The 25398-nt window shown below is 64.0% G+C and carries 23 protein-coding genes; 18 read left to right on the forward strand and 5 right to left on the reverse strand.

The genetic code is table 11. From position 1 onward, the window contains the following. The first annotated feature begins 81 nt into the window (after positions 1-81). Together HWX53_RS03240 and HWX53_RS03245 are read left to right on the forward strand one after the other, a co-directional pair. Entirely contained in the window at positions 82-1677 is a 1596-nt protein-coding gene (locus HWX53_RS03240) for an MFS transporter (protein WP_175939375.1), read from the forward strand. Between the two features lie 20 nt (positions 1678-1697). Beyond that, a complete protein-coding gene (locus HWX53_RS03245) occupies positions 1698-2162 on the forward strand; it encodes a MarR family transcriptional regulator (protein WP_175939378.1) in 465 nt (154 codons plus the stop codon). Here the strand turns inward: HWX53_RS03245 and HWX53_RS03250 are convergent. Then, positions 2159-3433 (reverse strand): amino acid deaminase, encoded by a 1275-nt coding sequence (locus tag HWX53_RS03250; protein ID WP_175939380.1) that lies wholly within the window; start codon positions 3431-3433, stop codon positions 2159-2161. The two genes, HWX53_RS03245 and HWX53_RS03250, sit on opposite strands and share 4 nt — an antisense overlap. Positions 3434-3574: 141 nt before the next feature. On the opposite strand from HWX53_RS03250, the gene HWX53_RS03255 reads away from it, so the two are divergent. The 3 genes from HWX53_RS03255 to HWX53_RS03265 are packed head-to-tail and all read left to right on the forward strand — an operon-like array spanning position 3575 to position 6361. Beyond that, positions 3575-4462, forward strand: coding sequence for a MurR/RpiR family transcriptional regulator (locus tag HWX53_RS03255; protein WP_175939382.1), 888 nt, complete (start codon positions 3575-3577; stop codon positions 4460-4462). 2 nt (positions 4463-4464) lie between these two features. Then, positions 4465-5943 (forward strand): D-aminoacylase, encoded by a 1479-nt coding sequence (locus HWX53_RS03260; RefSeq protein WP_175939384.1) that lies wholly within the window; start codon positions 4465-4467, stop codon positions 5941-5943. A gap of 31 nt (positions 5944-5974) precedes the next feature. After that, a complete protein-coding gene (locus tag HWX53_RS03265; protein ID WP_175939386.1) occupies positions 5975-6361 on the forward strand; it encodes a RidA family protein in 387 nt (128 codons plus the stop codon). 45 nt (positions 6362-6406) lie between these two features. Here the strand turns inward: HWX53_RS03265 and queF are convergent, their stop codons facing one another. The 4 genes from queF to HWX53_RS03285 are packed head-to-tail and all read right to left on the reverse strand — an operon-like array spanning position 6407 to position 10005. After that, positions 6407-7231: an NADPH-dependent 7-cyano-7-deazaguanine reductase QueF gene (queF, locus tag HWX53_RS03270; protein WP_175939388.1), complete on the reverse strand. Its 825-nt coding sequence runs from the start codon at positions 7229-7231 to the stop codon at positions 6407-6409. Beyond that, on the reverse strand, positions 7228-8139 hold the full coding sequence (locus tag HWX53_RS03275) for a 5'-nucleotidase (protein WP_175939390.1): 912 nt from the start codon (positions 8137-8139) through the stop codon (positions 7228-7230). Before HWX53_RS03275 ends, queF begins: the two co-directional genes overlap by 4 nt. 12 nt (positions 8140-8151) lie before the next feature. Further along, a complete protein-coding gene (gene ilvA, locus HWX53_RS03280; protein ID WP_175939392.1) occupies positions 8152-9675 on the reverse strand; it encodes a threonine ammonia-lyase, biosynthetic in 1524 nt (507 codons plus the stop codon). 12 nt (positions 9676-9687) lie between these two features. Continuing rightward, complete coding sequence (locus HWX53_RS03285; protein WP_175939394.1) at positions 9688-10005, reverse strand: hypothetical protein; 318 nt, start codon at positions 10003-10005, stop codon at positions 9688-9690. Between the two features lie 195 nt (positions 10006-10200). On the opposite strand from HWX53_RS03285, the gene HWX53_RS03290 reads away from it, so the two are divergent. The 13 genes from HWX53_RS03290 (at position 10201) to HWX53_RS03350 (ending at position 25195) form a co-directional block, all read left to right on the forward strand. Next, positions 10201-14295 carry an FAD/FMN-binding oxidoreductase gene (locus tag HWX53_RS03290; RefSeq protein WP_175939397.1) on the forward strand — a complete coding sequence of 1365 codons (4095 nt, stop codon included), beginning with the start codon at positions 10201-10203 and terminating at the stop codon, positions 14293-14295. Between the two features lie 36 nt (positions 14296-14331). After that, positions 14332-14748 (forward strand): HIT family protein, encoded by a 417-nt coding sequence (locus HWX53_RS03295; protein ID WP_175939398.1) that lies wholly within the window; start codon positions 14332-14334, stop codon positions 14746-14748. Between the two features lie 38 nt (positions 14749-14786). After that, complete coding sequence (locus HWX53_RS03300) at positions 14787-15197, forward strand: DUF971 domain-containing protein (protein WP_175939401.1); 411 nt, start codon at positions 14787-14789, stop codon at positions 15195-15197. 82 nt (positions 15198-15279) lie between these two features. Next, on the forward strand, positions 15280-16011 hold the full coding sequence (ubiE, locus tag HWX53_RS03305) for a bifunctional demethylmenaquinone methyltransferase/2-methoxy-6-polyprenyl-1,4-benzoquinol methylase UbiE (protein WP_175939405.1): 732 nt from the start codon (positions 15280-15282) through the stop codon (positions 16009-16011). A 25-nt stretch (positions 16012-16036) separates the two neighbouring features. Further along, the gene (locus HWX53_RS03310) at positions 16037-17026 is read left to right on the forward strand and encodes a TIM44-like domain-containing protein (RefSeq protein ID WP_175939410.1); all 990 of its coding nucleotides are present in this window, start codon (positions 16037-16039) and stop codon (positions 17024-17026) included. Between the two features lie 155 nt (positions 17027-17181). Then, the gene (locus HWX53_RS03315) at positions 17182-17874 is read left to right on the forward strand and encodes an SCP2 sterol-binding domain-containing protein (RefSeq protein ID WP_175939416.1); all 693 of its coding nucleotides are present in this window, start codon (positions 17182-17184) and stop codon (positions 17872-17874) included. A 22-nt stretch (positions 17875-17896) separates the two neighbouring features. Beyond that, complete coding sequence (gene ubiB, locus HWX53_RS03320; RefSeq protein WP_175939417.1) at positions 17897-19471, forward strand: ubiquinone biosynthesis regulatory protein kinase UbiB; 1575 nt, start codon at positions 17897-17899, stop codon at positions 19469-19471. A 54-nt stretch (positions 19472-19525) separates the two neighbouring features. After that, positions 19526-20152 (forward strand): methyltransferase, encoded by a 627-nt coding sequence (locus tag HWX53_RS03325; RefSeq protein ID WP_175939418.1) that lies wholly within the window; start codon positions 19526-19528, stop codon positions 20150-20152. A 134-nt stretch (positions 20153-20286) separates the two neighbouring features. Beyond that, the gene (locus tag HWX53_RS03330) at positions 20287-20652 is read left to right on the forward strand and encodes an FmdB family zinc ribbon protein (protein ID WP_175939419.1); all 366 of its coding nucleotides are present in this window, start codon (positions 20287-20289) and stop codon (positions 20650-20652) included. Positions 20653-20785: 133 nt separating this feature from the next. Further along, entirely contained in the window at positions 20786-21448 is a 663-nt protein-coding gene (locus HWX53_RS03335; protein WP_175939420.1) for a DUF502 domain-containing protein, read from the forward strand. 88 nt (positions 21449-21536) lie between these two features. Beyond that, positions 21537-23339, forward strand: coding sequence for an aspartate--tRNA ligase (gene aspS, locus HWX53_RS03340; RefSeq protein ID WP_175939421.1), 1803 nt, complete (start codon positions 21537-21539; stop codon positions 23337-23339). A 102-nt stretch (positions 23340-23441) separates the two neighbouring features. Then, the gene (nudB, locus tag HWX53_RS03345; RefSeq protein WP_175940585.1) at positions 23442-23918 is read left to right on the forward strand and encodes a dihydroneopterin triphosphate diphosphatase; all 477 of its coding nucleotides are present in this window, start codon (positions 23442-23444) and stop codon (positions 23916-23918) included. After that, a complete protein-coding gene (locus tag HWX53_RS03350) occupies positions 23915-25195 on the forward strand; it encodes a phospholipase D-like domain-containing protein (protein WP_175939422.1) in 1281 nt (426 codons plus the stop codon). Before nudB ends, HWX53_RS03350 begins: the two co-directional genes overlap by 4 nt. The last annotated feature ends 203 nt before the right edge of the window (positions 25196-25398 follow it).

Below are 25398 nucleotides of genomic sequence, written 5' to 3' on the forward strand. Positions count from 1 at the left end.
TGATTGACCACGCAGCTTAGAGCGCGGCACCGTGCTATGATTCCATTTAAGTTGACTAGTCAATCATTGCTCTTACAAAAAATGGCCGTTCATACAGCCGCGCATCATTCGAGCGGGCAGGTCCTCCCGTTTCGCGAATCTCTCATGGCGATGCTAGGCATCTCCTTCGTGACGATGCTCGTCGCGCTCGACCAGACGGTCGTCGGCACCGCGCTGCCGACCATCGTCGCGGAGCTCAGGGGCTTCGAGCTCTACGCGTGGGTCGCGACTTCCTATCTCCTGACATCCGTCATCACGGTGCCCATTTTCGGGCGGCTCGGCGACTACTACGGCCGCAAGCCGTTCGTGATCGCGTCGATCGTCGTGTTCACGGTCGCGTCCGTGCTGTGCGGGCTCGCCAACAGCATGATGTTCCTCGTGCTCGCTCGCGGCTTGCAGGGCATCGGCGGCGGCATGCTGGTCGGCACGGCGTTCGCGTGCATCGCGGATCTTTTCCCGGACAACGTCGTGCGCCTGCGCTGGCAAGTGCTGATGAGCTCGGCGTTCGGCATCGCGAACGCGGTCGGGCCGTCGCTCGGCGGGTTCCTCACGCAGTACTACGGCTGGCGCTCCGTGTTCTATGTGAATCTGCCGGTCGGCGCGCTCTCGCTGTTCTTCGTGTGGCGCTTCCTGCCGCATCTTCGGCATGTCGCGCATGAAGGCAAGATGCGGCTCGACTGGCCCGGCGCGGTGCTCATTGCCGTCGCGCTCGGCGCGCTGCAACTGTTCGTCGAAATGTTGCCGAAGCACGGCGTGAGCCTGGAGACGGCGACGCTGCTTGTGGCGAGCGCCGCCGCCGGCTTCGCGCTCTGGAAATGGGAAATGCGCTGCGATTACGCGATCCTTCCCATCGACATGTTTCGCAACCAGAGTCTCGCGGCGCTCTTCACGCTCGCCATTCTGGGCGGCTTCACGATGTTCTCGCTGCTCTTTTACGCGCCGCTCCTGTTCCAGGGCGGCTTCGGCATGTCGCCGCAGGGCGCGGGCATGATGATCACGCCGCTCGTGGTGTTCATCACCATCGGCAGCATTCTGAACGGGCGCATCGTCACGCGGCTGTCGAACCCGAAGCGCATGCTTTACATCGGCTTCGGATGCCTCGCGGTGTCGTGCCTCGGCGTGGTCATCGCGACGCACACGATGCCCCGCGCGCTGCTGCTCGTTTTCATGCTGCTCGGCGGATTGGGCCTCGGCTTCGTGATGCCGAACCTGACCGTGTTCGCGCAACAGACGGCGGGCCGCCAGCACCTCGGCATTGCCACTGCGCTCTTGCAATCGCTGCGCATGATCGGCGGGATGATCGGCACGGCGCTGACCGGCACGCTCGTGAGCCATTTGTACGCGAGCGGCGTGAGCCTCGCGCTGGAAAGAGATCACGCGATGCGTTGGTTCGCCGATCTCTCCGACCCGCAGATTCTCATCAATCACGAAGGACAGCAGACGCTGCTCGCGCAACTCTCGGCGGCGGGCCACAACGGCGCGATGCTGCTCGAAGCGGCGCGCGAGGCGCTGGTCGCGGCGATTCACATCGGGCTCGCGGTCGCGGCGGTGGTTGCGGTGATATCGGTATGGCAATCGCGCCGCGTGCCGCTCGTGCGCTTGAAACGCCAGCCTGAACCGGTCATCCTCGCCGAATGACGATCAAGGGAACCACAAGCATGAACGAACAGGATCGGATCGCCGTGGTGCAACAGTTCGGGCGCACGTATCGCGCGTTCATGTCGGCGTTCGAGCTGGCGGTGGGCCACCCGATGCCGCGCTGGCGCATTCTGCTCGCGCTGCACGAACACGCGGGCGTGCTGTCGCAGAAGGCGCTGGTGGAGCGGCTGCGCGTCGATCCGGGCGCGCTCACGCGGCAGTTGAAGACGCTCGAATCGCTCGGCTGGATCGTGCGCAGCGTCGATGCCCGCGACAATCGGGTATCGAATGTCGCGTTGACGGCGCAGGGCCGCGCCGCCACGGAAGAGGGCTTGCCGCGCCGCAACGCATTCCTGCACGACACCATGGCCTCGATGCCCGACGACGCAATCGAGGCATTGTCGGGCGCGCTTCAGATGCTGGAATCGCGCATTCAGGAAGTGGCCGCGGCGAGCGCGGCGGCCACCGCCGACGACAAGGCTTAGAAGAACGTTTCGATCACTTCGGTCACGCGATACTTCCGGTCGACGACCAGCACTTGCCGCCATTTGTCGAATGTCAGGCACGGATGCGAGATGTCGAACGCGATCATGTCGCCGACCTTCACGTCGTCGCCGGGCTTGATGCGCATGTACGCGTGCTGATCCATCAGGCCGAAAATCTCCCAGCCTTCCTCCGCCGATACGTCGCGCGGCGCCTCCGCGCCCGGCCGATAGTGCTTCGCCGGCTCCGGCATGCCCGCATCGAACGCCGAGTCGCGCTTGCCGAGCCCGATGATCGCGCGGTCCGGCTCCGGAATCGACTGCACGTAGGCCCACAATTGAAGCGCGGGTTTTAGCCCCTGACCCATGCTCTTCGCGATGGGATTGCGCGCGAAAATTTCGTTCTGCGCTTTCTTGTAGATGCCCACGTCGTGCGTCAGATAGCAGCCGGGGCGCAGCACCACTTCGATAGCGTCGCTGTTCGCTTTCGCGAATTCGTCCGCGACGACGTCATACCACGCCGATCCCGCGCCGGACAGAATCGCCGGCTTGCGCGCGATTTTTCCTTCGTCGATCAGCTTGCGCGTGACATCGACGGCGCTCTTCAAAAAGTCGCGCACCTTCGACTCGTCCTGCAACACGCCTTCGTACAACTCCACGCCCGCCAGTTCGATTACGCCCGGCCAGCGCGCGATCGCGGCGAGCACGGCTTCGCGCTGCGCGTCGTCGCGCACGCCGGTGCGGCCGCCCGGCACGCCCATTTCGATCAGCACGTTCAGCTTCTTGCGCACGTCCGTGAAGAACGCGCCGAGTTGATTCACGCCATCGGCTGAATCCACGAGGCAGAAGAACTCGAAGCTCGGATCGGTGAGCAACTCGGCGATCATGCCCATGTTGCGCTTGCCGACGAGCTGATTCGCCATCAACACGCGATGCACGCCGCCGCGATACGCCGCGCGCACCTGATGCGCGGTGGCGAGCGTGATGCCCCACGCGCCCGTATCGAGCTGGCGGCGAAAGAGTTGCGGCGCCATCGTCGTCTTGCCGTGCGGCGCGAGCTTCACGCCGTACTCCCCGACGAACGCCTGCATCCACTTCAGGTTGTGCTCGATGCGCTCGGCGTACAGCACGGCGGCGGGCAGGCTCACGTCTTCTTCGAGCAGATTCCATTGCAGACGCCCGGCTTCGCCCAACTGGATGCTCGTGCCGGGCACCATGCCGAGACCCTTGCCGAACGGGTCGATCGTCGCGCTCTGATAGTTTGTAACTTTCATGTGCTGCTGCTCCATCGGTCCGATTAGATGCGTTTGTGTACGCGCTTAAAAGCCTTCACGGTTGACGGCACTATGGTACCCAAAGTAGGATCGGCGTTGAATTGTTATTTAGTAACACGCGCCCCGAGTAAACCCGACACCATGAACGGCCCCGCCGATCCGCAGAGCTTCGACATCGTCGCGCGCATAGCCGAGCGCGCGCCACTGCTGCGCAGCGCCGAGCGCAAGGTCGCCGCGCTCATTCTCGACGATCTCACGGGCGCGTCGCGGGCGAGCATCGGCGCGCTCGCGGAGCAGGCGGATGTGAGCATTGCCACGGTGACGCGCTTCGCGAAAGCCGTCGGCTGCGAAGACGTGCGCGAACTGAAGCTGCGGCTCGCTCAAGCGGCGGCGGTCGGCCAGCGATTCCTGAAGCGCGAGCCGGACGCGTTGCCGGATTCGCTCGCCGCGCGCATCTTCGAGGAAGTGCAGACGACGCTCGCGCAGAATCAGGGCGCGCTGCGCGCCGCACCGGTCGCCGAAGCTGCCGATGCCCTCGCTGCGGCGTCGATGATCTACGTGTTCGGCATGGGCGGCGGATCGACCGCGCTCGCCGACGAAATGCGCTTTCGGCTCGTGCGGCTTGGGCGGCCCGTCGCGTCTTATCAGGACGGGCTGTTGCAGCGCATGGTGGCGTCGACGTTGTCGAAAGAGCATGTCGTCGTCGCGCTCTCGGTGACAGGGCAGACGCCCGAGATGGTGGAGAGCTGCCGGCTCGCTCGCGAATACGGCGCGCGCGTCATCGCGCTGACCGCGCCCGCGTCGCCGCTCGGCGCGCTCGCGGACTGGCTCATTCCCGTCATCGCGATTGAAACGGACTTCATCTACAAGCCGTCGTCGTCGCGCTACGCGATGATGATGGCGCTCGACCTGCTCGTCACCGAACTTGCCGTGAAGCAGGCCGACCGCAGCCGCGAACTGCTGCGCCGCATGAAACATGCGCTCGACGCGCATCGCGGCGGCGGCGAGCGCCAACCTTTGGGAGATTGATCATGGAAAAGTGCGACACGCTGATCGTCGGCGCGCGCGTGATCGACGGCACCGGCGCGCCCGCCGTCGAGCGCGATGTCGCCGTGCGCGACGGCCGCATCGTCGCAATGGAGCCGCACGGCGGTTTGTCGGACTGGAGCGCCGACGACGTGTTCGACGCGCGCGGCAAAGTGCTCGCGCCCGGTTTCATCGACGTACACACGCACGACGACACGCACGTGATCCGCTCGCCGCAGATGATGCCGAAGATCACGCAGGGCGTGACGACGGTGATCGTCGGCAATTGCGGGATCAGCGCGTCGCCGGTCACGCTGAAGGGCGATCCGCCCGATCCGATGAACCTGCTCGGCGATGCCGCCGCGTTCCGCTATCCGACCTTCGCGGCCTATGTCGATGCAGTGAACGACGCGCGTCCGGCGGTGAACGTCGGCGCGCTGATCGGCCATACGGCGCTGCGCAACAACCACATGGACCGGCTCGACCGCGCCGCGACCGCCGATGAAATCGCCGGCATGCGCGCGCAGCTCGAAGAGGCGCTGGACAACGGCGCGCTGGGTTTGTCGAGCGGGCTCGCGTATGGATCGGCGTTCAACGCGCCGCCCGAGGAAGTGCAGGCGCTGGCCGAACCGCTCGCGAAAGCCGGCGCGCTCTACACGACGCACATGCGCACCGAATTCGACGCCATTCTCGACGCGATGGAAGAGGCATATCGCGTCGGCCGTCATGCGCGCGTGCCGGTGGTGATTTCGCATCTGAAGTGCGCGGGGCCGTCGAACTGGGGGCGCAGCGTGGAAGTGCTGAAATCGATCGAAACCGTGCGCGAAGGACAGCCGGTCGGTTGCGACTGCTATCCGTATAACCGCAGTTCATCGACGCTGGATCTGAAGCAAGTGACGGGCGATATCGACATCACGATCACGTGGTCGACGCCGCATCCGGAGATGGCGGGCAAGCTGATCCGTGAGGTTGCCGCGCAATGGAATGTGAGCCAGCAGGAGGCCGCGAAGCGCCTGCAACCGGCGGGCGCGGTGTATCACAACATGTCGGAGGACGACGTGCGGCGCATCCTGTCGCATCCCGCGACGATGGTTGGCTCCGATGGCTTGCCGAACGATCCGCTGCCGCATCCGCGCTTGTGGGGCGCGTTTCCGCGCGTGCTCGGCCACTATGCGCGCGACACGGCGCTCATCGCGCTGGAAGAGGCGGTGCGCAAGATGACGAGTCTGTCCGCGCGGCGTTTCGGGCTGGCCGAGCGCGGCGAAGTGAAGGTTGGCTATCACGCCGATCTCGTCGTGTTCGATCCCGAGCGCGTGCGCGATGCCGCGACGTTCGCGAAGCCGGAGCAGGCGGCCGATGGCATCGACGCGGTCTGGGTGAATGGCGTTTTGACGTATCGCGAGGCGGCGCTGACGGGCGAGCGCGCGGGACGTTTCGTGGCGCGCGGCGCGGCATCGAAGCTGGATGCGGCGGGCGCGTTCTAGCACTTATTGCTTTTCGAAAAGGAGTGGAAAGATGAAGCGTTATGGCGTGGAAGGCGGCAAGGGACAAGGCGGCGCGCATATGCCGTTCGCACGCGCGGTCGAGGCCGACGGCTGGCTCTACGTGTCGGGCCAGACGCCGATGCAGGACGGCGAGGTGATCAAGGGCGGCATCGTCGAACAATCGCACAAGGCGATTCAGAACGTGATCGCCATTCTTGAAGAAGCGGGCTACGGCACGGAGCATGTGGTGCGCTGCGGCGTGTGGCTGGACGATCCGCGCGACTTCGCTTCGTTCAACAAGGTGTTCAAGGAGTACTTCGGCGCGAACCCGCCGGCGCGGGCGTGCGTGGTGTCGTCGATGGTGATCGACTGCAAGGTCGAGGTGGATTGCGTGGCTTATAAGAAGCCGGGGGCGTGATGGCGCAAGCGGCGCCGCGCTTGCCGCGCGCCGCCGCTTCGAGACTTACTGCCTCCCCAACCGCGCATTATCCGGCATCGGCAAATTGAAATTCGTCCGAAACGGATTGATATCCAGCCCGCCGCGCCGCGTGTACCGCGCATACACCGCGAGCCGCTCCGGTTTGCACTCGCGCATGATGTCCATGAAGATGCGCTCGACGCATTGCTCATGAAACCCGGTATGTTCGCGATACGACACGATATACCGCAGCAAACCCGCGTGATCGATCTGTCCGCCGTAATAGCGGATCTGCACGCTGCCCCAATCCGGCTGCCCGGTAACCGGACAATTCGACTTCAGCAGATTAGAAAACAGCGTCTCGTCGACAGGCGCTTCGTCATGCGATGCCGTCAGCAGCGACGGGTCCGGCGCATAAATCTCGCAATCGAGGTCGAGCCGGTCCAGCGACAAGCCGTCGAATTCTTCCATCGTGAGCTTGCCGAAATCGGCAGGCGGCACGAGCTGCACCGATACCGTCGCGCCGCACGTCGCCGAAACATCGCGCTTGATGGCGGCGCGCACGTCGTCGATCGAATCGAACTGCGTCTGCGCGAACGATCCGAGATACAGCTTGAACGACTTCGATTCGACGATGTTCGGCGACTCCGCCGGCACGAAGAACGTCGCGACCGCGATCTGCGGCTTGCCGCGCCTGTTCAGCCACGAAAGCTCGTATGCATTCCAGACGTCGGTGCCGAAGAACGGCAGGCGCGCCGGCACGCCGATCTCGTCACGCGCGCGCTTGCGGTCGATCGGAAAGAGCAGCGAGGAATCGTACTGTTCGGTGTAGTTGACGGCTTTGCCGAGCGGAGATTGGTCGGGTGTCATGGTGCGTTCGCTATGCCGCTGAGAACGTGCCCCGTCGCAGTCACGACGCGGGCCGATTCGCAGTGGCGGATTTGGTCGTCGAAGAAAAAGTCGGGTTCGAATTCACGCAGGAATTCGCCCTTGTCGAGGCCGCCCAGGAACATCGCTTGGTCGATTTCGATGTTCCACGCCATCAGCGTCCGGATCGCGCGTTCGTGCGCGGGAGCGGAGCGCGCCGTGACGAGCGCGGTGCGAATGTGCATCGGCGACTGACTTTCGTTGTCGTCGGCGATGCGTTGCAGCTTGTTCAACGCCGCCAGAAGCGGCTTGAGCGGTCCGCCGGGAAGCGGCGAATCCTTCTTTTGCGTCTCGTGGCCGACGAACGCGCCCAAGCCTTCGCTCTGATATACGCGTTCCGCTTCGTCGGAAAACAGAACGGCGTCGCCGTCGAACGCGATGCGGATTTCATCAGCATACCGGCTCGCGGCGCGCGGCGTTTCCGGCAGCACGCGGGCGGCGGGGAAGCCCGCGGCCAGCGCGGCGCGAACGTCGTCCGGATTCGCCGACAGAAATAGCGACGCGCGCAGCGGTTTCAAGTACGCGAACGGCGACCGGCCGCGCGTGAACACGCCGCGCTCGATCGCGAGTCCATGCTCGCGGCACGAATGAAACGCGCGCAGGCCGCTGATCGGATCGCTGCGCGACAGAATCACCACTTCGACGCGCTGCTCGTGCGCGTTCAGCGCCAGCAGCTTGCGAATCAGCCCGAACGCGACGCCCGGTTTCGCGGGCGTGTCGAGCCGCGAGCGTTGCAGCGCCTCGTAGCGGGCAAGGTCGCCGGTTTCGTAGACGCGGTTTTCCTCTTCGAAGTCGAAAAGCGCGCGCGACGAAATCGCGACGACGAGCTTGTCTTCGAGCGTGAAGGCCATCGCTGCTCGGCCTTACGCGAGGAACAGCTTGTAGACCGGGTTCGCCTGCTCGTCCCACCACGGATAGCCGAGCGTCGCGAGGAAACGCTCGAACTCGGCGTTATCGGACTGCGGCACCTGAATGCCGACCAGAATCGAGCTGTAGTCCGCGCCCTGGTTGCGATAGTGGAAGAGGCTGATGTTCCAGTTCGGCGCCATCGACGAGAGGAACTTCATCAGCGCGCCCGGCCGCTCGGGAAATTCGAAGCGCAGGAGGCGCTCGTCCTGCGCGAGCGGCGAATGGCCGCCCACCATATAGCGAATGTGCTGCTTGGAAAGCTCGTCGTGCGACAGATCGACGGTCGCAAAGCCGTGCTCGATGAACGACGACATCATCTGCGCCGTCTCCTTGCGCGACTTGATCTGCACGCCGACGAAAATATGCGCGGCGCGCGCATCCGCGATGCGGTAGTTGAATTCAGTGACGCTGCGCGTGCCGACGAGTTCGCAGAAGCGCCGGAAGCTGCCGCGCTCCTCGGGAATCGTCACCGCGAACACCGCCTCGCGCGCTTCGCCCACCTCGGCGCGTTCCGCGACGAAGCGCATGCGGTCGAAGTTCATGTTCGCGCCGGAAGTTACGGCGACGAGCGTCTTGCCTTCGATGCCCTCGCGTTCCGCATACAGCTTCGCGCCCGCGACGGCGAGCGAGCCCGCCGGTTCGAGCACGCTGCGCGTGTCCTGAAACACGTCCTTGATGGCGGCGCAAAGCGCATCGGTGTCGACGGTGAGCACTTCGTCGAGCAGTTCACGGCACAGCCGGAACGTTTCCTCGCCGACGAGTTTCACCGCCGTGCCGTCCGAAAACAGGCCGACTTCGCCGAGCGTCACGCGTTCGCCCGCCGTGATCGAGCGCGCCATCGCGCACGAATCCTCGGTCTGCACGCCGATCACCTTGATCTCCGGCCGCACCGCTTTCACGTACGCGGCGACGCCCGCCGCCAGTCCGCCGCCGCCGATCGGCACGAAGATCGCGTGAATCGGGCCCTGATGCTGGCGCAGGATTTCCATCGCGACCGTGCCTTGCCCGGCGATGACGTCCGGATCGTCGAACGGATGCACGAAGGTGAGGCCGCGCTCTTCCTGAAGCTCGACGGCGCGCGCGTAGGCGTCGCTGTACGATTCGCCCGCCAACACGATCTCGACCGTCGGTCCGCCGTGCGTGCGGATGGCGTCGATCTTGACTTGCGGCGTGGTGGTCGGCACCGCGATCACCGCGCGGCAGCCGAGACGCGCCGCCGAGAGCGCCACGCCCTGCGCGTGATTGCCCGCCGACGCCGTGATGACGCCGCGCGAGAGCACATCTGTCGGCAGGTTCGCCATCTTGTTGTACGCGCCGCGAATCTTGAACGAGAAGACCGGCTGATTGTCTTCGCGCTTCAAATACACGGAGTTGCGCAGGCGCGCCGACAGATTGCGCGCCGGTTCCAGCTCGCTTTCGCGTGCGACGTCGTAGACGCGCGCCGTCAGCACTTTCTTCAGGTAATCGGGATGGTTCATGCGGAGGACTCGTCAGGCAGGCCGGCTGCGCTTTTTCAGGGCGAAAACATCAATGATAGCCGCAAAGGACTGCGTTTCCGGCGCGGCGCAGCATTGACCGACCGGCCGGACGCCTAAAAGCGCGCAAAAAAGCCAAACGGCGGCGAAAATGGGCGCGCAAAAACCCCTTCGTCGTGCTAGCGGCCGCCAACGGCGATTTTCGCGATGGGTTAGAATTTCTTTTTGCAAATCAGCAATCAGGACCGGCAGATGCACTTGCAGCTTCGGATCGAATCTCTGGCGCATGTTCCCCGCGCGCATCACGCGGCGGCCGAGCGGCATGCGCGCCATGCGCGATCGTGGCGTTGATCTCGGGCACATCGAAGGCGGCGCCGTGAGGCTCGCGGCATCCGCGCAAGCCGGCGCTTTCGGGCGAATCGCCCGCCTTCGTAAACAAAAGTCTCCTTCGAAAATCTGCGCCCCCACGCGCACCGTCGGCGTCTACGCTTTCCGAAGCCCGCGCGCCGAACCACCGAACCGTCGAACATGAACGCACCTCAAGCCTTCGATCCGAACGGCGCCCATGCCGCCTTGGCGCTCGATATCGAGCCGCGTCTCCGCGAAATTCCCTATAACTACACGTCGTTTTCGGACCGCGAAATCGTCATGCGGCTCCTGGGCGACGAAGCCTGGGCCGCGCTCGACGAACTGCGCGCCGAGCGCCGCACCGGCCGCTCCGCGCGCATGCTGTACGAAGTGCTGGGCGACATCTGGGCCGTGCGCCGCAATCCGTATCTGCAAGACGACCTGCTCGACAACCCGAAGCGTCGCGCGATGCTGGTCGAGGCGCTGAACCATCGCCTGACCGAAATCGAGAAGCGCCGCAGCGCGGACTTGTCGGAGCACAGCGAAGAAGCAGGCAGCCGCGAGCGCGCTGAACGCGTGCAACTGCTCATCGCCGCCGCGCGCCGCGCCGTGGACGACTTCGCCTCCGAATTCGGCCGCATGGCCGATCTGCGCCGCCGCGCGTCGCGCGTGCTCGGCAAGCAAACGCAGAAGGACAACATTCGCTTCGACGGCCTCGCGCGGGTTTCGCACGTCACGGACGCGACCGACTGGCGCGTCGAGTATCCGTTCGTCGTGCTGACGCCGGATACGGAAGCCGAGATCGCCGGTCTCATCAAGGCGTGCTTCGAGCTCGGCCTCACCGTGATTCCGCGCGGCGGCGGCACAGGCTACACCGGCGGCGCGATTCCGCTCACGCCGTTCTCCGCGGTCATCAACACGGAAAAGCTGGAACAGCTCGGACCGGTCGAGATGACCGACCTTCCGGGCGTCGATCATAAAGTCGCGACGATTTTCTCCGGCGCGGGCGTCGTCACGCGCCGCGTCACGGAAGCGGCCGAACAGGCCGGCTTCGTGTTCGCGGTCGATCCGACTTCGCTCGATGCATCGTGCGTCGGCGGCAATGTCGCGATGAACGCGGGCGGCAAGAAAGCGGTGCTGTGGGGCACGGCGCTGGATAACCTCGCTTGGTGGCGCATGGTCGATCCGGAAGGCAACTGGCTGGAAGTCACGCGTCTGGATCACAACTGCGGCAAGATTCACGACGTCGAAGTGGCGCGCTTTCGTCTGGACTGGTTCGACGGCAATCGCGCCCCCGGCGAGAAGCTGATCCGCAGTGAAAACCTCGACATTGCCGGCCGCACGTTCCGCAAGGAAGGGCTCGGCAAGGACGTGACCGACAAGTTCCTGTCGGGCCTGCCGGGCGTGCAAAAGGAAGGCTGCGACGGCCTGATCACGTCCGCGCGCTGGATTCTGCACAAGATGCCGGCGCACACGCGCACGGTTTGCCTTGAATTCTTCGGGCAGGCGCGCGACGCCATTCCGAGCATCGTCGAGGTCAAGGACTATCTCTTCGAAACGTCGAAGCAGGGCGGCGCGATTCTCGCGGGCCTCGAACACCTCGACGAGCGTTATCTGCGCGCGGTCGGCTATGCGACCAAGAGCAAGCGCAACGCGTTTCCGAAGATGGTGCTGATCGGCGATATCGTCGGCAATGACGCCGATGCCGTCGCGCAGGCCACGTCCGAAGTCGTGCGCATGGCGAACGGCAAGAGCGGCGAAGGCTTCGTCGCGGTGAACGCGGAAGCGCGCAAGCGTTTCTGGCTCGACCGCTCGCGCACGGCCGCGATCGCCAAACACACGAACGCGTTCAAGATCAACGAAGACGTCGTGATTCCGCTCAACCGCATGGGCGAGTACACGGACGGCATCGAGCGCATCAACATCGAACTGTCGATCAAGAACAAGCTGCAATTGCTCGACGCGCTCGAAGCGTTCTTCCGTAATGGCGAGCTGCCGCTCGGCAAGAGCGACGACGCCAACGAAATTCCGAGCGCCGAACTGCTCGAAGACCGCGTGCAGCAGGCGCTCGACCTGCTCAAGCGCGTGCGCGAACGGTGGACGTTCGTCGGCGAGAAGCTCGACTTGCCGCTGCGCGAGGCGCAGCACTATCTGGTGACGCTCGGCTACGAGGCGTTCGCCGAGAAGTTCGCGGATCGCGTGGACGTGCAGCCGGACGCCACGGTGTTTCATCTCGCGCAGGATCGCACGCTGCGCATTTCGTGGAAGCAGGAGATTCGCGCGGAACTGCGCCAGATCTTCAATGGCGGCGAATTCAAGCCGATCCTCGACGAAGCGCAGGCCATCCACAAGCACGTGCTGCGCGGCCGCGTGTTCGTCGCGCTGCACATGCACGCGGGTGACGGCAACGTTCACACGAACATTCCGGTCAACTCCGACAACTACGAGATGCTGCAGGACGCGCATCACGCGGTGGCGCGCATCATGAAGCTCGCGCGTTCGCTGGATGGCGTGATCTCCGGCGAGCACGGCATCGGCATCACGAAGCTCGAATTTCTTACGGACGAGGAAATCGGCGATTTCCGCGCGTACAAGAAGCGCGTGGACCCGCAAGGACGCTTCAACGCGGGCAAGCTGCTCGAAGGCGCGGACCTGCGCAACGCGTACACGCCGTCGTTCGGGCTGATGGGCTATGAATCGCTCATCATGCAGCAGTCCGATATCGGCGCGATCTCCGACTCCATCAAGGACTGCCTGCGCTGCGGCAAGTGCAAGCCGGTCTGCGCGACGCACGTGCCGCGCGCGAACCTGCTCTACAGCCCGCGCAACAAGATTCTCGCGACTTCGCTGCTCGTCGAAGCGTTCCTGTACGAAGAGCAGACGCGTCGCGGCGTGTCCATCAAGCATTGGGACGAGTTCAACGATGTCGCCGACCATTGCACCGTCTGCCACAAGTGCGCGACGCCGTGCCCGGTGAAGATCGACTTCGGCGATGTGTCGATGAACATGCGCAACCTCTTGCGCAAGATGGGCAAGAAGAAGTTCAACGCGGGCAACGCGGCGGGCATGTTCTTCCTCAACGCGACGAATCCGCAGACCATCAACATCGCGCGCACCGCGATGATGGGCGTCGGCTACAAGGCGCAGCGTCTCGGCACCGACGTGCTGAAGAAGATCGTCAAGAAGCAGACCGCGCATCCGCCGTCGACGACCGGCAAGCCGCCTGTCGTGCAGCAGGTGATCCACTTCGTCAACAAGAAGATGCCGGGCAATCTGCCGAAGAAGACGGCGCGCGCGCTGCTCGATATCGAGGACAACAAGATCGTCCCGATCATCCGCAATCCGAAGACGACGACTGTCGATTCGGAAGCCGTGTTCTATTTCCCCGGCTGCGGCTCGGAGCGTCTGTTCTCGCAGGTCGGTCTCGCCACGCAGGCGATGCTGTGGGAAGCGGGCGTGCAGACCGTGCTGCCGCCGGGCTATCTGTGCTGCGGCTACCCGCAGCGCGGCGCGGGCCAGTTCGACAAGGCGGAGAAGATCGTCACGGACAACCGCGTGTTGTTCCATCGCGTGGCGAATACGCTGAACTATCTCGATATCAAGACCGTCGTGGTGTCGTGCGGCACCTGCTACGACCAGCTCGCGGGCTATGAATTCGAGAAGATCTTCCCCGGCTGCCGGATCATCGACATTCACGAGTTCCTGCTGGAGAAGAACATTCGGCTGGATGGCGTGAAGGGCACGCGCTACATGTATCACGATCCTTGCCACTCGCCGATCAAGACGGTCGATCCGGTGAAGCTCGTGAACGACTTGATGGGCTCGCAGAACGACGGTTACAAGATTCAGAAGAACGATCGCTGCTGCGGCGAGTCGGGCACGTTCGCGGTCACGCGCCCGGACATCGCGACGCAGGTGCGCTTCCGCAAGGAAGAGGAAGTGCGCAAAGGCGCGGCCAATCTGCGCGGCATTCCGCTGACGTCGGTTGCGGGCTCGAACGCGATCAATCCGATGAACGCGTCGGCAGGCACGGCGGGCGCCGCGCCCGGCTCCGTGCTCTCGGCGGGCGACGGCGCGCAGACCGAAGGCACGGACGTGAAGATTCTCACGAGCTGCCCGTCGTGCCTGCAAGGACTCTCGCGCTACAACGAGGACGCCAACGTCGAGGCGGACTATATCGTCGTCGAAATGGCGCGCAAGGTGCTCGGCGAAAACTGGATGGAGCAGTACGTCGAACGCGCGAACAATGGCGGTATCGAGCGCGTGCTGGTGTAATAGCGAAATCGAGGTTTGATTCGCTAGAGGTTTGAGATGGACTGTGTGTTTTGCCGCGAAGACGGCGGCGAAGTGCTGTGGTCGGACGACGCGTTGCGCGTCGTCCTCGCCGACGAGCCGGACTGGCCCGGCTTTTGTCGCGTGATCTGGGGCGCGCATGTCGCCGAAATGTCGGACTTGGCCGATGCCGACCGCGCGCGCGTGATGACCGCCGTCAACGGCGTCGAACGCGCGATGCGTCGCGTGCTCGTGCCCGAGAAAATCAATCTGGCGAGCCTCGGCAATCAGGTGCCGCATCTGCATTGGCACGTCATTCCACGTTTTTCCAACGATTCCCGTTTTCCGCTGCCCGTCTGGGCGCCGCGCCAGCGCACGGTGTCCGAGGCGCAGCTCGCCAAGCGCCGCGCGCAGGCGACGCTTCTGCGCGAAGCCGTTCGCCGCGAGCTGAATTAGGCGTTCGGCCAACCCTAACTTAAGAGATAAGGCTCACCATGAGCGGACTGACATCGACGACGCCGATTCCCACCGGCGTCGTTCTGCATTCGAAATCCCGCGTGCTGGAGTTGCAATACGGCGAGAAAGAGTCGTATCGCGTGCCGTTCGAGCTGTTGCGCGTTTATTCGCCGTCCGCCGAAGTGCAAGGCCACGGGCCGGGGCAGGAAACGCTGCAGACGGGCAAGCGCGAAGTCGCCATCACGGGCATCGAGCCGGTCGGACATTACGCGCTGCAGTTGAATTTTTCGGACGGGCACAATACCGGCATTTATTCGTGGGACATCCTTTACGATCTCGCGACGAAACAGGACGAACGCTGGCGCGACTATCTGACGAAGCTCCAGGCCGCCGGCATCGACCGCGATGCGCCGATGGCCGCGAAGCCCGCCGGCGGCCACTGTCACTGAACGAACTATGCGCGGCATAACGCCGCGGGCCGGCGCGACGATTGCGCAGGCAGATACGAACAACATGCGAGGAAAGAGCGCAATGAGCAAGACCCACTTCGGATACGAAACGGTCGACGAGCAGGAGAAGGCGAGCAAGGTGGCGGGCGTGTTCCACTCCGTCGCGAGCAATTACGACCTGATGAACGACCTGATGTCCGGCGGGCTGCATCGCATCTGGAAGCATTTCACGATCGGGCAGGCGAAGGTGCGCGCGGGCTACAAGGTGCTGGACATCGCGGGCGGCACCGGCGACCTCGCGATGGCGTTCGCCAAGCAGGCCGGCGCGACGGGCGAAGTCTGGCACACGGACATCAACGAATCGATGCTGCGCGTGGGTCGCGATCGTCTGCTGGACAAGGGCGTCATCACGCCGACGCTCCTGTGCGACGCGGAGAAGATTCCGTTTCCGGACAACTACTTCGACGTGGTGACGGTGGCCTTTGGCCTGCGCAACATGACGCACAAGGAGCGCGCGCTGGCCGAAATGTACCGCGTGCTCAAGCCGGGCGGCCGTCTGCTCGTGCTCGAATTTTCGAAAGTGTGGGAACCGCTCAAGAAGCCGTACGACATTTACAGCTTCAAGATTCTGCCCTGGCTCGGCGAGAAGGTGGCAAAGGACGCGGACAGCTATCGCTATCTGGCCGAGTCCATCCGCATGCACCCGGACCAGGAAACATTGAAGACGATGATGGAACAAGCAGGACTGGATCGAGTCGAATATTACAATTTGTCAGGTGGCGTGGTAGCGTTACACGTCGGGACAAAATTTTGATGTTCCACTCTCTTAAGGATTCGATATGTCCGATTCGCGCACACCCCAATCCCGGGGTTTTCTGAGCTCGATGTTCAGGAAGGCCGGAATCTTGGCGCTCGCTGGCGTTGTTACGGCTGGCGCAATCTTCGCGGACGACGCCGAGGCGCGCCGCATGGGCGGCGGCCGCAGCATGGGCCGCCAGTCGGCCACGGCCACGCAGCAGCATCAGGCGACGCCGCCGTCGCAGTCCATGCAGCCGAGCCAGTCGATGCAGCCGCAGCGCGCGCAACCCGCGCCCGCCGCGCCGCCCGCCGCTCAACCGGCGCGCAACCGCTGGCTCGGGCCGATCGCCGGTCTTGCCGCTGGCTTGGGCATCGCGGCGCTGCTGTCGCATTTCGGGCTCGGCGGCGCGTTCGCTGGCGCGATGGCCAACATGATTATGATCGCGCTGATCGTGCTCGCGGCCGTCATGCTGTTCCGCTTCTTCATGCGCAAGCGGCAGGGCGCATCGACGCCGGCGTATGCAGGCGCGGGCGCGTCGCCGTATGGCGCGTCGGCGCGCAGCGGCCTGAATCAGGAGCCGCCGCGCATGTCGCAGCCTGCGGGCTTCGGCGCGGACTATATCGTTTCGCCCGCGACGCAGGCCGCGCCGGTCAACGTGCCGGCAGGCTTCGACACCGAAGCGTTCGTGCGTAACGCGAAGGTCTACTTCGTGCGCCTTCAGGACGCGTGGGACCGCGGCAACGTCAACGACATCCGCGAATTCACCACGCCGGAAATGTTCGCCGAAGTGAAGCTCGACATCGATGCACGCGGCGGCGCGCCGAATCGCACGGACGTGGTCCAGCTGAACGCCGACGTGCTCGGCGTGGAAGATCGCGGGTCCGAGTATCTCGCAAGCGTGCGCTTCCACGGCCTCATCCGTGAATCGGAAGGGGCGGCGGCCGAGCCGTTCGTCGAAATCTGGAACCTGTCGAAGCAGAAATCCGGTAACGAAGGCTGGCTGCTGGCCGGCATTCAGCAGGTCAGTTGAGCGCGTCCCCGCACGCCGGCGTGGCGGCATGGCGCCGCACGTCGGCAGCGGGACGCGCGTCGAGAAGCGGCTTCCGCGTTCGCGGAGTTTGCCTAGACCGTAGAATAGAACCCGCGCGAGCGACCGCTTGCGCGGGTTTTTTCATCTCAGAGCCGATGACGAACGCACACGAACCTTCCCGCTCCGTTGTAGATCCTGCCGTCAAGACCGCGTCCGGTGCGTTCGCGGCTGTCGTGAATCATCTGCTCGCGCGCGAGCCGTGGGCGCGCGAGCGCCTCCAGCCGTATGCCGGCAAGTCCGTACGGCTGTCGTGCGCGCCGTTCGTCATCGCGCTCGTCGCGCAGGCGGACGGGCTTTTCGTCGCGACGAGCGAGACGCAAGTGGGCCATTTCGATGTCAGCATCGCCGTGCCGTTCGATGCACTTCCCGCGTTTCTGCAAGGCGGCCAGGCGGCGGTGATGAAGCACGTGCGCATAGAAGGCGATGCCGAGTTCGCGCAGACGCTCGCGAAGCTCGCCGAGCATCTGCGCTGGGATCCGGAGGAGGACTTGTCGCGCGTGATCGGCGATGCGCCCGCGCATCGCATCGGCATGATCGCGCGCACGATGCAGGCGCAGGCGCAGCGCACCGGCCGCAATGTTCTCGACTCCGTGGCCGAGTACTTGCTGGACGAGCGTCCGCAACTCGTGCGCAAGAGCGCGCTCGACGCGTTCAACGCCGAGTTGTCGCAGGCGCGCGATGCGCTCGCGCGCGTCGAAAAGCGCATCGAGCGGATCGAACAACGAGAGTCGGCCCGCGGCGCTTCAGCGCGGACCGGCGGCGAGTCCGAGCGCGACTCGCGCAAATAACGAGCTGAAGCGAACTCCGACCATGCGTTTTCTGCGTTTCCTCAAGATTTTTTTCACGATTGTCCGCTTCGGCCTGGACGAACTGGTCATGAGCGGCATCAACGACCGCCGCGTGCGCTACCTCATGCGCGTGACGACGTTCGGCCGCCGCTTCGATGTCGAGCGCGGCATCCGGCTGCGCCTCGCGCTGGAAAGCCTTGGACCAATCTTCGTCAAATTTGGCCAAGTGTTGTCGACGCGGCGCGATCTGTTGCCGGTCGATATCGCCAACGAACTCGCGAAGTTGCAGGACCGCGTGCCGCCGTTCGATTCGAACGTCGCCGTTTCGATCATCGAGAAAGCGCTCGGCGCGCCGATCGATGCGCTCTTCGACGACTTCGAGCGCGTGCCGGTGGCGAGCGCGTCGATCGCGCAGGTGCATTTTGCGAAGATCAAGCACGGCGAGCACGCGGGCAAGCCCGTCGCCGTGAAGGTGTTGCGGCCGGGCATGTTGCCGGTGATCGATTCGGACCTCGCGCTCCTGCGCGATATCGCCATCTGGGCCGAGCGTCTCTGGCCGGACGGCAGGCGGCTGAAGCCGCGCGAAGTTGTCGCTGAATTCGACAAATATCTGCACGACGAACTCGATCTCATGCGCGAGGCCGCCAACGGCAGCCAGTTGCGCCGCAATTTTCAGGGCCTCGATTTGCTGCTCGTGCCGGAGATGTACTGGGATCTGTCCGCGCCCACGGTGCTGGTGATGGAGCGCATGGTCGGCGTGCCGATCTCGCAAGTCGAAACGCTGCGCGCGGCCGGCGTCGATATTCCGAAGCTCGCGCGCGAAGGCGTCGAAATTTTCTTCACGCAGGTGTTTCGCGACGGCTTCTTTCACGCGGACATGCACCCCGGCAACATTCAGGTGAGCCTCGATCCGGCGACGTTCGGCCGCTATATCGCGCTCGACTTCGGGATCGTCGGGGCGCTCTCGGACTTCGATAAGAACTATCTCGCGCAGAACTTCCTCGCGTTCTTCAAGCGCGACTACCACCGCGTGGCGACGCTGCATCTCGAATCCGGCTGGGTGCCGCCGAGCACGCGCGTCGAGGAACTGGAGAGCGCGATTCGCGCGGTCTGCGAGCCCTATTTCGACCGCGCGCTCAAGGACATTTCGCTCGGACAGGTGCTGATGCGGCTCTTTTCGACTTCGCGCCGCTTCAATGTCGAGATTCAGCCGCAACTCGTGCTGCTGCAAAAGACGATGCTGAACGTGGAAGGGCTCGGCCGCTCGCTCGATCCGGAACTCGATTTGTGGAAGACCGCGAAGCCCTACCTCGAACGCTGGATGAACGAGCAGATCGGCTGGCGCGGCTGGTACGAGCGTCTGCAAATGGAAGCGCCGCAGTGGAGCAAGACCATTCCGCAATTGCCGCGGCTAATTCATCACTTGCTCGCGGAACGGCATGACGCGCCGCGCGGCAACAATGACGAAACCATGCGCCAACTGCTCGCGGAGCAAAAGCGCACGAACCGGCTGCTGACGACGCTGCTCGTCGTCGGGCTCGGCGTTATCGCGGGAGCGGGCGTCGTCATCGCGCAATTCTGGATGGGTCACCCCTGATCACGGCGACCGGCGCGGAGCGGGCGCCTCTTGCAGCCGGCGCGAGGAGATTCGATGAGCAATTCCGGCAATGCCGACGTTCCGTCCTTCGAGAACCGCGACCCGAATTCGCCCGGTTTCTGGGACGAACGGTTCGATCGACGCTTCATGCCGTGGGATCAGGCAGGTGTGCCCGATGCGTTTCGCGTGTTCGTGTCCACGTTGGCCGCGCCCGAAGCCACGCGCGTGCTGATTCCCGGCTGCGGCAACGCTTACGAGGCGGCGTATCTGGCCGAGCGGGGCATGAGCGTGCGCGCCATCGACTTCTCGCCGAGCGCGGTCGCGGCGGCGCGCGCTCAGTTGGGCGCGCACGCGGGCGTCGTCGAAGAAGCCGATTTTTTCACCTATCAGCCGCCGTTCGCGCCCGACTGGATCTACGAGCGCGCCTTTCTGTGCGCGCTGCCGAAAGACCGTTGGACCGATTACGCAAAGCGCATGGCGGCGCTCGCGCGCCCCGGCGCGCTGCTCGCGGGCTTCTTTTTCATCGGCGCGACGCCGAAAGGACCGCCGTTCGGCATCGAGCGCAATGAACTCGACGCGCTGCTCGCTCCCCACTTCGAATTGATCGACGATCGCGAAGTCAGCGGCTCCATACCGGTCTTTGCCGGCCGTGAACGCTGGCTGACGTGGCGGCGCGCTTGAATTTTTCGTCTTCGCCCCCATCTGGCGAGGAAGCCGCACGGCGCGGGGCCGGCCGAAAATGGCGGGCCGAAGCGCGTTTGCGGCTATAATTCAAGGCTTTGCAAGCGTCGACAGATCATTGTAGGAAGAGTGCCATGCCGATTTACGCATACCGCTGCGCATCCTGCGGCCACGAAAAAGACGTGCTTCAGAAGTTGAGCGACGCACCGCTCACGCAATGTCCCGCCTGCGGAAAGGACGCGTTTTCCAAGCAAGTGACCGCGGCTGGTTTCCAGTTGAAGGGCTCCGGCTGGTATGTCACCGATTTCCGCGGCGGCAGCAACGGTTCCGCTGCGCCGAAGTCGGGCGACAACGCGGGCAATTCGAATTCCGGCGATAGCGCGAAAGCGGGCAGTGCGTCATCGTCCGATGCATCGACGTCTGCGAGCGCAGCGCCTGCCGCCGGCGCATCCACGACTGCGACGCCCGCGACGCCCGCGACGCCTTCGGGCGCAGCCTGAAAGCGCACACGTCACGCACGGCGCGAGCTTCGCGCCGGCTGCGCAATCCGTCCCGTACCGCCTGTCAGAGCGCGCGCCCTGAGCGCGCGCAGATCGCGGCCAACCCGACGCCCGTCACCCTAGCGACAACAACGTGACCACGAAAAAGACTACGCTGAAAACCGTGTTCCTCACCGGCCTGCTGGTGCTGGTGCCGCTCGCCATCACGCTGTGGGTGCTCGGCCTCGTGATCGGAACCATGGATCAGACGCTGCTCCTTTTGCCGGCCGCGTGGCAGCCGGAGCGTGTCTTCGGGTTCCATCTGCCGGGACTGGGCGCGCTGCTCACGCTCGCATTCATCTTCGTCGTCGGCCTCTTTACGCAGAACTTCGTCGGGCAGAAACTCGTCGGCTGGTGGGACGCCATTCTTCGCCACATTCCGGTCGTCGGCCCGCTCTACACGAGCGTGAAACAGGTTTCGGACACGCTGCTCTCGTCGAGCGGCAATGCATTTCGCAAGGCGCTGCTGGTCGAATATCCGCGCAAGGGCTCGTACACCATCGGGTTTTTGACCGGCATTCCCGGCGGCGACGTGTTGAATCATCTGAAGGAAGATCACGTGAGCGTCTACGTGCCGACCACGCCGAACCCCACGTCCGGCTTCTTCCTGATGATGCCGAAAAGCGAGGTCGTCGAGCTGGATATGACCGTCGACGCCGCACTGAAGTACATCGTCTCGATGGGCGTGGTCGCCCCCGCGCCGAGCGCGCCGCTGTCGGTCGCGCCCGCCCGCCGCCCCACCGAGCCGCCGATGTAATGCCGGCGCGCGTGCCGCGAATCGAGCCGACGAAGAGCGCGATCCGCACGCGAGCCGTTCATCAACGAACAACGAAAGACACAACATCATGTCGATGCGATCTGAATACTGCGGTCTGGTGACCGAAGTCCTGCTGGGCCAAACCGTCTCGCTGTGCGGCTGGGTGCATCGCCGCCGCGACCACGGGGGCGTTATCTTCATCGACTTGCGCGATCGCGAAGGGCTCGTTCAGGTCGTCTGCGATCCGGATCGCGCCGAGATGTTCAAGGTGGCCGAAGGCGTGCGCAACGAGTTCTGCGTGCAGGTGAAGGGCGTCGTGCGCAACCGTCCGGAAGGCACGGTCAACGCGAATCTGACGAGCGGCAAGATAGAAGTGTTGTGTCATGAACTGAACGTGCTGAACGCGTCTGTGACGCCGCCGTTCCAGCTCGACGACGACAACCTGTCCGAAACGACGCGCCTCACGCATCGCGTGCTGGACCTGCGCCGTCCGCAGATGCAAAAGAACCTGCGCCTGCGCTATCGCGTGGCGATCGAAGTGCGCAAGTATCTGGACGCGCAAGGCTTCATCGACATCGAAACGCCGATGCTGACCAAGAGCACGCCGGAAGGCGCGCGCGACTATCTCGTGCCGTCGCGCGTGAATGCGGGACAGTTCTTCGCGCTGCCGCAATCGCCGCAATTGTTCAAGCAATTGCTGATGGTCGCGAACTTCGACCGCTACTACCAGATCACGAAGTGCTTCCGCGACGAGGACCTCCGCGCGGACCGTCAGCCGGAATTCACGCAGATCGACTGCGAAACGTCGTTCCTGAACGAGCAGGAAATCCGCGATCTGTTCGAAAACATGATCCGCCACGTCTTCAAGGAGACGATGGACGTCGCGCTGCCGGAGAAATTTCCGGTCATGCTGTACTCGGAAGCAATGCGCCGTTTCGGCTCGGACAAGCCCGACCTGCGCGTGAAGCTCGAATTCGCCGACCTGACCGACGCGGTCAGGGACGTCGATTTCAAGGTGTTCAGCATGCCGGCCAATTCGAAGGACGGCCGCGTCGCTGCGTTGCGCGTGCCGAAGGGCGGCGAGCTGTCGCGCGGCGATATCGACGGTTACACGGAATTCGTGCGCATTTACGGCGCGAAGGGCCTCGCGTGGATCAAGGTCAACGACAAGACCAAGGGCCGCGACGGTCTGCAAAGCCCGATCGTCAAGAATCTGCATGACGCGGCGCTCGCCGCTATCATGGAGCGAACCGGCGCGGAAGACGGCGACATCATCTTCTTCGCGGCGGATCGCACGAAGGTCGTGAACGACAGCCTGGGCGCCCTGCGCCTTAAGATCGGCCATTCGGAATTCGGCAAGGCGAACGGCCTGCTCGAATCCGGCTGGAAGCCGCTGTGGGTGATCGACTTCCCGATGTTCGAATACGACGAGGAAGAAAACCGCTACGTGGCCGCGCACCATCCGTTCACGAGCCCGAAGGACGAGCACCTCGAATACCTCGAAACCGATCCGGGCCGCTGTCTCGCGAAGGCGTACGACATGGTGCTGAACGGCTGGGAAATCGGCGGCGGTTCGGTGCGTATCTTCCAGGAAGACGTGCAGAGCAAGGTGTTCCGCGCGCTGAAGATCGGCGCGGAAGAAGCGCGCCTGAAATTCGGCTTCCTGCTCGACGCGCTGCAATACGGCGCGCCGCCGCACGGCGGTATCGCGTTCGGTCTGGACCGCATCGTGACGCTGATGTCCGGCGCCGATTCGATCCGCGACGTGATCGCGTTCCCGAAGACGCAGCGCGCGCAGGACCTGCTCACGCAAGCGCCGAGCGAAGTCGACGAGCGCCAGCTGCGCGAGCTGCACATCCGTCTGCGGCAACCCGAACAAAAGACGCAATAAGCATTGTTAATGTTGTGACGAAAAAGGCGCCGAGTGCGCCTTTTTCGTTTTTTGCGCTACAGTCGTTGCCGGATACGAGACAACGCGCAAGTTCACATGGTCATGCAGAAGCCACCGAAAATCCCCGAATCCGTGCTGGTCGTGATTCACACGCCCGACCTCGACGTGCTCATCATCGAGCGGGCGGATCATCCGGGCTTCTGGCAATCGGTGACGGGCTCGAAAGACCGCATCGACGAGCCGCTCGAAGAAACCGCCGCGCGCGAAGTGCAGGAAGAAACGGGCATCATCGTCGGCAGTCCGCTGGTGCCGCAGAATGCGCTGCTGAACTGGCATCACAGCATTCAGTACGACATCTATCCGCAATGGCGGCACCGTTACGCTGAAGGCATCACGCGCAACACCGAACACCAGTTCAGTCTCTGCGTGCCGCATTGTCTGGAAGTGACGCTCGCGCCGCGCGAACACACCTCGCATCTGTGGCTGCCGTTGCGCGAAGCCGCCGACCGCTGCTTCTCGTGGTCCAACCGCGAAGCCATTCTTCAATTGCCCGAGCGCCTCGCGGCGCATAGCCGATGATCGGTGTGCGGCCGCGGCGCAGCTTCAAGCGACTGCGCCAGGCGCTCTTCTCCGGGCGACGTCCGCCGCGCTTCTGCTTCACCGCGGGCAACCAGGTCCGCATTTTCAAGAGCGGCGCGCAGTTCTTTCCCGCGCTGATTGAGCGGATCGACGGCGCGCAGAACACGGTTTCGCTCGAAACCTACATCTTCGCGAACGACGACGCCGGCCGCGCCGTCTCCGACGCGCTCTTGCGGGCCGCGGCGCGCGGCGTCACGGTGCGCGTGATCACGGACGGCATCGGCACCGACGGCAATCTGCCGATGTTCGAGCAGTGGAAAGCGGGCGGCGTCGAGCATCGAATCTACAATCCGCATCTGCTGTTCGGGCCGCTCGGCTTTTCGCGCACGCATCGCAAGCTCGCGCTGATCGACAACACGTACGCGTTTTGCGGCGGCATCAATATCGTCGATGACTACGACCAGAACGGCACGCGCTTGCCAGAGCCGCGCTGGGACTTCGCGATGGAGGCGCAGGGGCCGGTGGTCAAGGACGTGCGCGATGCGTTCGACCTTCAATGGGAGCGCATACGGCTCGGCGTTAAGCCGCGTGAGCCGCGTTCGTCGTCCTGCGAGCCGCAGCCGGACCATAACCGCCGGACTTCCCGACGCGCGATGCGCGCGCGGCGCCGCGCGCAGCTCGGCGAAATCCATGCGGTCGATCAACCGTGCGTCGCGTTCGTCGCGCGCGACAATCTGCTAAACCGGCGGGCTATCGAAAAGGCGTATCTGCGAGCCATCGCCCACGCGGAGCGTGAAGTGCTGCTCGCCAATCCTTACTTCATGCCGGGCCGCAAGCTGCGCCGCGCGCTTGTGCTCGCGGCGCGGCGCGGGGTACGCGTGTCGCTCGTGATCGGGCGCAAGGAGTTCGTCGCGCTCGACTACGCCACGCCGTTCCTCTACGGCAATCTGCTGAAGAATGGCGTGCGCATTGCCGAGTACGAGAAGACGATTCTTCACGGCAAGGTCGCGGTCGTGGACGCCGACTGGGCGACCATCGGCTCGTCCAATCTCGACGCGCTTTCTCTCGTGCTGAACAACGAAGCCAACATGGTGCTCGTGAACCACGCGGAGATCGCGGGCTTGCACGACGCGATCCTCCAGGCGTTCGACGAAGGCGGTCGAATCGACGAAAAACACTACGCGTCGCGCCCGTTAAGCGAGCGAATCCTGAGTTGGCTCGCGTACAACACCTACCGCATGACGATGAAACTCATCACCATCGGCCAATACGATTGACGGCCCAATTACTGCTGCTTCGCTAAGATAGCTGCCGAACGTCAATATGCTCCCATCAAATGGGAAGTCGGGCAGTCACTTAGATGCAGTCCGCGCATAAAAAAGGACAATAGGGCGGGCAAAAATAGGACTTATCCTATTGGTTGCTGCGGCAGTTAGACACCGCTTTCTAAAATTTTGCTTGTTTCAGCAGCGATCGGCCA

Origin of the sequence: Caballeronia sp. BCC1704, assembly GCF_902833455.1 — a bacterium.
Lineage (GTDB): Bacteria > Pseudomonadota > Gammaproteobacteria > Burkholderiales > Burkholderiaceae > Caballeronia.

Excerpts from the sequence above, each read along its gene's own strand:
- HWX53_RS03240 (WP_175939375.1), top strand. The coding sequence starts at position 82 with ATGGCCGTTCATACAGCCGCGCATCATTCGAGCGGGCAGGTCCTCCCG.
- HWX53_RS03245 (WP_175939378.1), top strand. The coding sequence starts at position 1,698 with ATGAACGAACAGGATCGGATCGCCGTGGTGCAACAGTTCGGGCGCACG.
- HWX53_RS03250 (WP_175939380.1), bottom strand. The coding sequence starts at position 3,433 with ATGAAAGTTACAAACTATCAGAGCGCGACGATCGACCCGTTCGGCAAG.
- HWX53_RS03255 (WP_175939382.1), top strand. The coding sequence starts at position 3,575 with ATGAACGGCCCCGCCGATCCGCAGAGCTTCGACATCGTCGCGCGCATA.
- HWX53_RS03260 (WP_175939384.1), top strand. The coding sequence starts at position 4,465 with ATGGAAAAGTGCGACACGCTGATCGTCGGCGCGCGCGTGATCGACGGC.
- HWX53_RS03265 (WP_175939386.1), top strand. The coding sequence starts at position 5,975 with ATGAAGCGTTATGGCGTGGAAGGCGGCAAGGGACAAGGCGGCGCGCAT.
- queF (WP_175939388.1), bottom strand. The coding sequence starts at position 7,231 with ATGACACCCGACCAATCTCCGCTCGGCAAAGCCGTCAACTACACCGAA.
- HWX53_RS03275 (WP_175939390.1), bottom strand. The coding sequence starts at position 8,139 with ATGGCCTTCACGCTCGAAGACAAGCTCGTCGTCGCGATTTCGTCGCGC.
- ilvA (WP_175939392.1), bottom strand. The coding sequence starts at position 9,675 with ATGAACCATCCCGATTACCTGAAGAAAGTGCTGACGGCGCGCGTCTAC.
- HWX53_RS03285 (WP_175939394.1), bottom strand. The coding sequence starts at position 10,005 with ATGGCGCGCATGCCGCTCGGCCGCCGCGTGATGCGCGCGGGGAACATG.
- HWX53_RS03290 (WP_175939397.1), top strand. The coding sequence starts at position 10,201 with ATGAACGCACCTCAAGCCTTCGATCCGAACGGCGCCCATGCCGCCTTG.
- HWX53_RS03295 (WP_175939398.1), top strand. The coding sequence starts at position 14,332 with ATGGACTGTGTGTTTTGCCGCGAAGACGGCGGCGAAGTGCTGTGGTCG.
- HWX53_RS03300 (WP_175939401.1), top strand. The coding sequence starts at position 14,787 with ATGAGCGGACTGACATCGACGACGCCGATTCCCACCGGCGTCGTTCTG.
- ubiE (WP_175939405.1), top strand. The coding sequence starts at position 15,280 with ATGAGCAAGACCCACTTCGGATACGAAACGGTCGACGAGCAGGAGAAG.
- HWX53_RS03310 (WP_175939410.1), top strand. The coding sequence starts at position 16,037 with ATGTCCGATTCGCGCACACCCCAATCCCGGGGTTTTCTGAGCTCGATG.
- HWX53_RS03315 (WP_175939416.1), top strand. The coding sequence starts at position 17,182 with ATGACGAACGCACACGAACCTTCCCGCTCCGTTGTAGATCCTGCCGTC.
- ubiB (WP_175939417.1), top strand. The coding sequence starts at position 17,897 with ATGCGTTTTCTGCGTTTCCTCAAGATTTTTTTCACGATTGTCCGCTTC.
- HWX53_RS03325 (WP_175939418.1), top strand. The coding sequence starts at position 19,526 with ATGAGCAATTCCGGCAATGCCGACGTTCCGTCCTTCGAGAACCGCGAC.
- HWX53_RS03330 (WP_175939419.1), top strand. The coding sequence starts at position 20,287 with ATGCCGATTTACGCATACCGCTGCGCATCCTGCGGCCACGAAAAAGAC.
- aspS (WP_175939421.1), top strand. The coding sequence starts at position 21,537 with ATGTCGATGCGATCTGAATACTGCGGTCTGGTGACCGAAGTCCTGCTG.
- nudB (WP_175940585.1), top strand. The coding sequence starts at position 23,442 with ATGCAGAAGCCACCGAAAATCCCCGAATCCGTGCTGGTCGTGATTCAC.
- HWX53_RS03350 (WP_175939422.1), top strand. The coding sequence starts at position 23,915 with ATGATCGGTGTGCGGCCGCGGCGCAGCTTCAAGCGACTGCGCCAGGCG.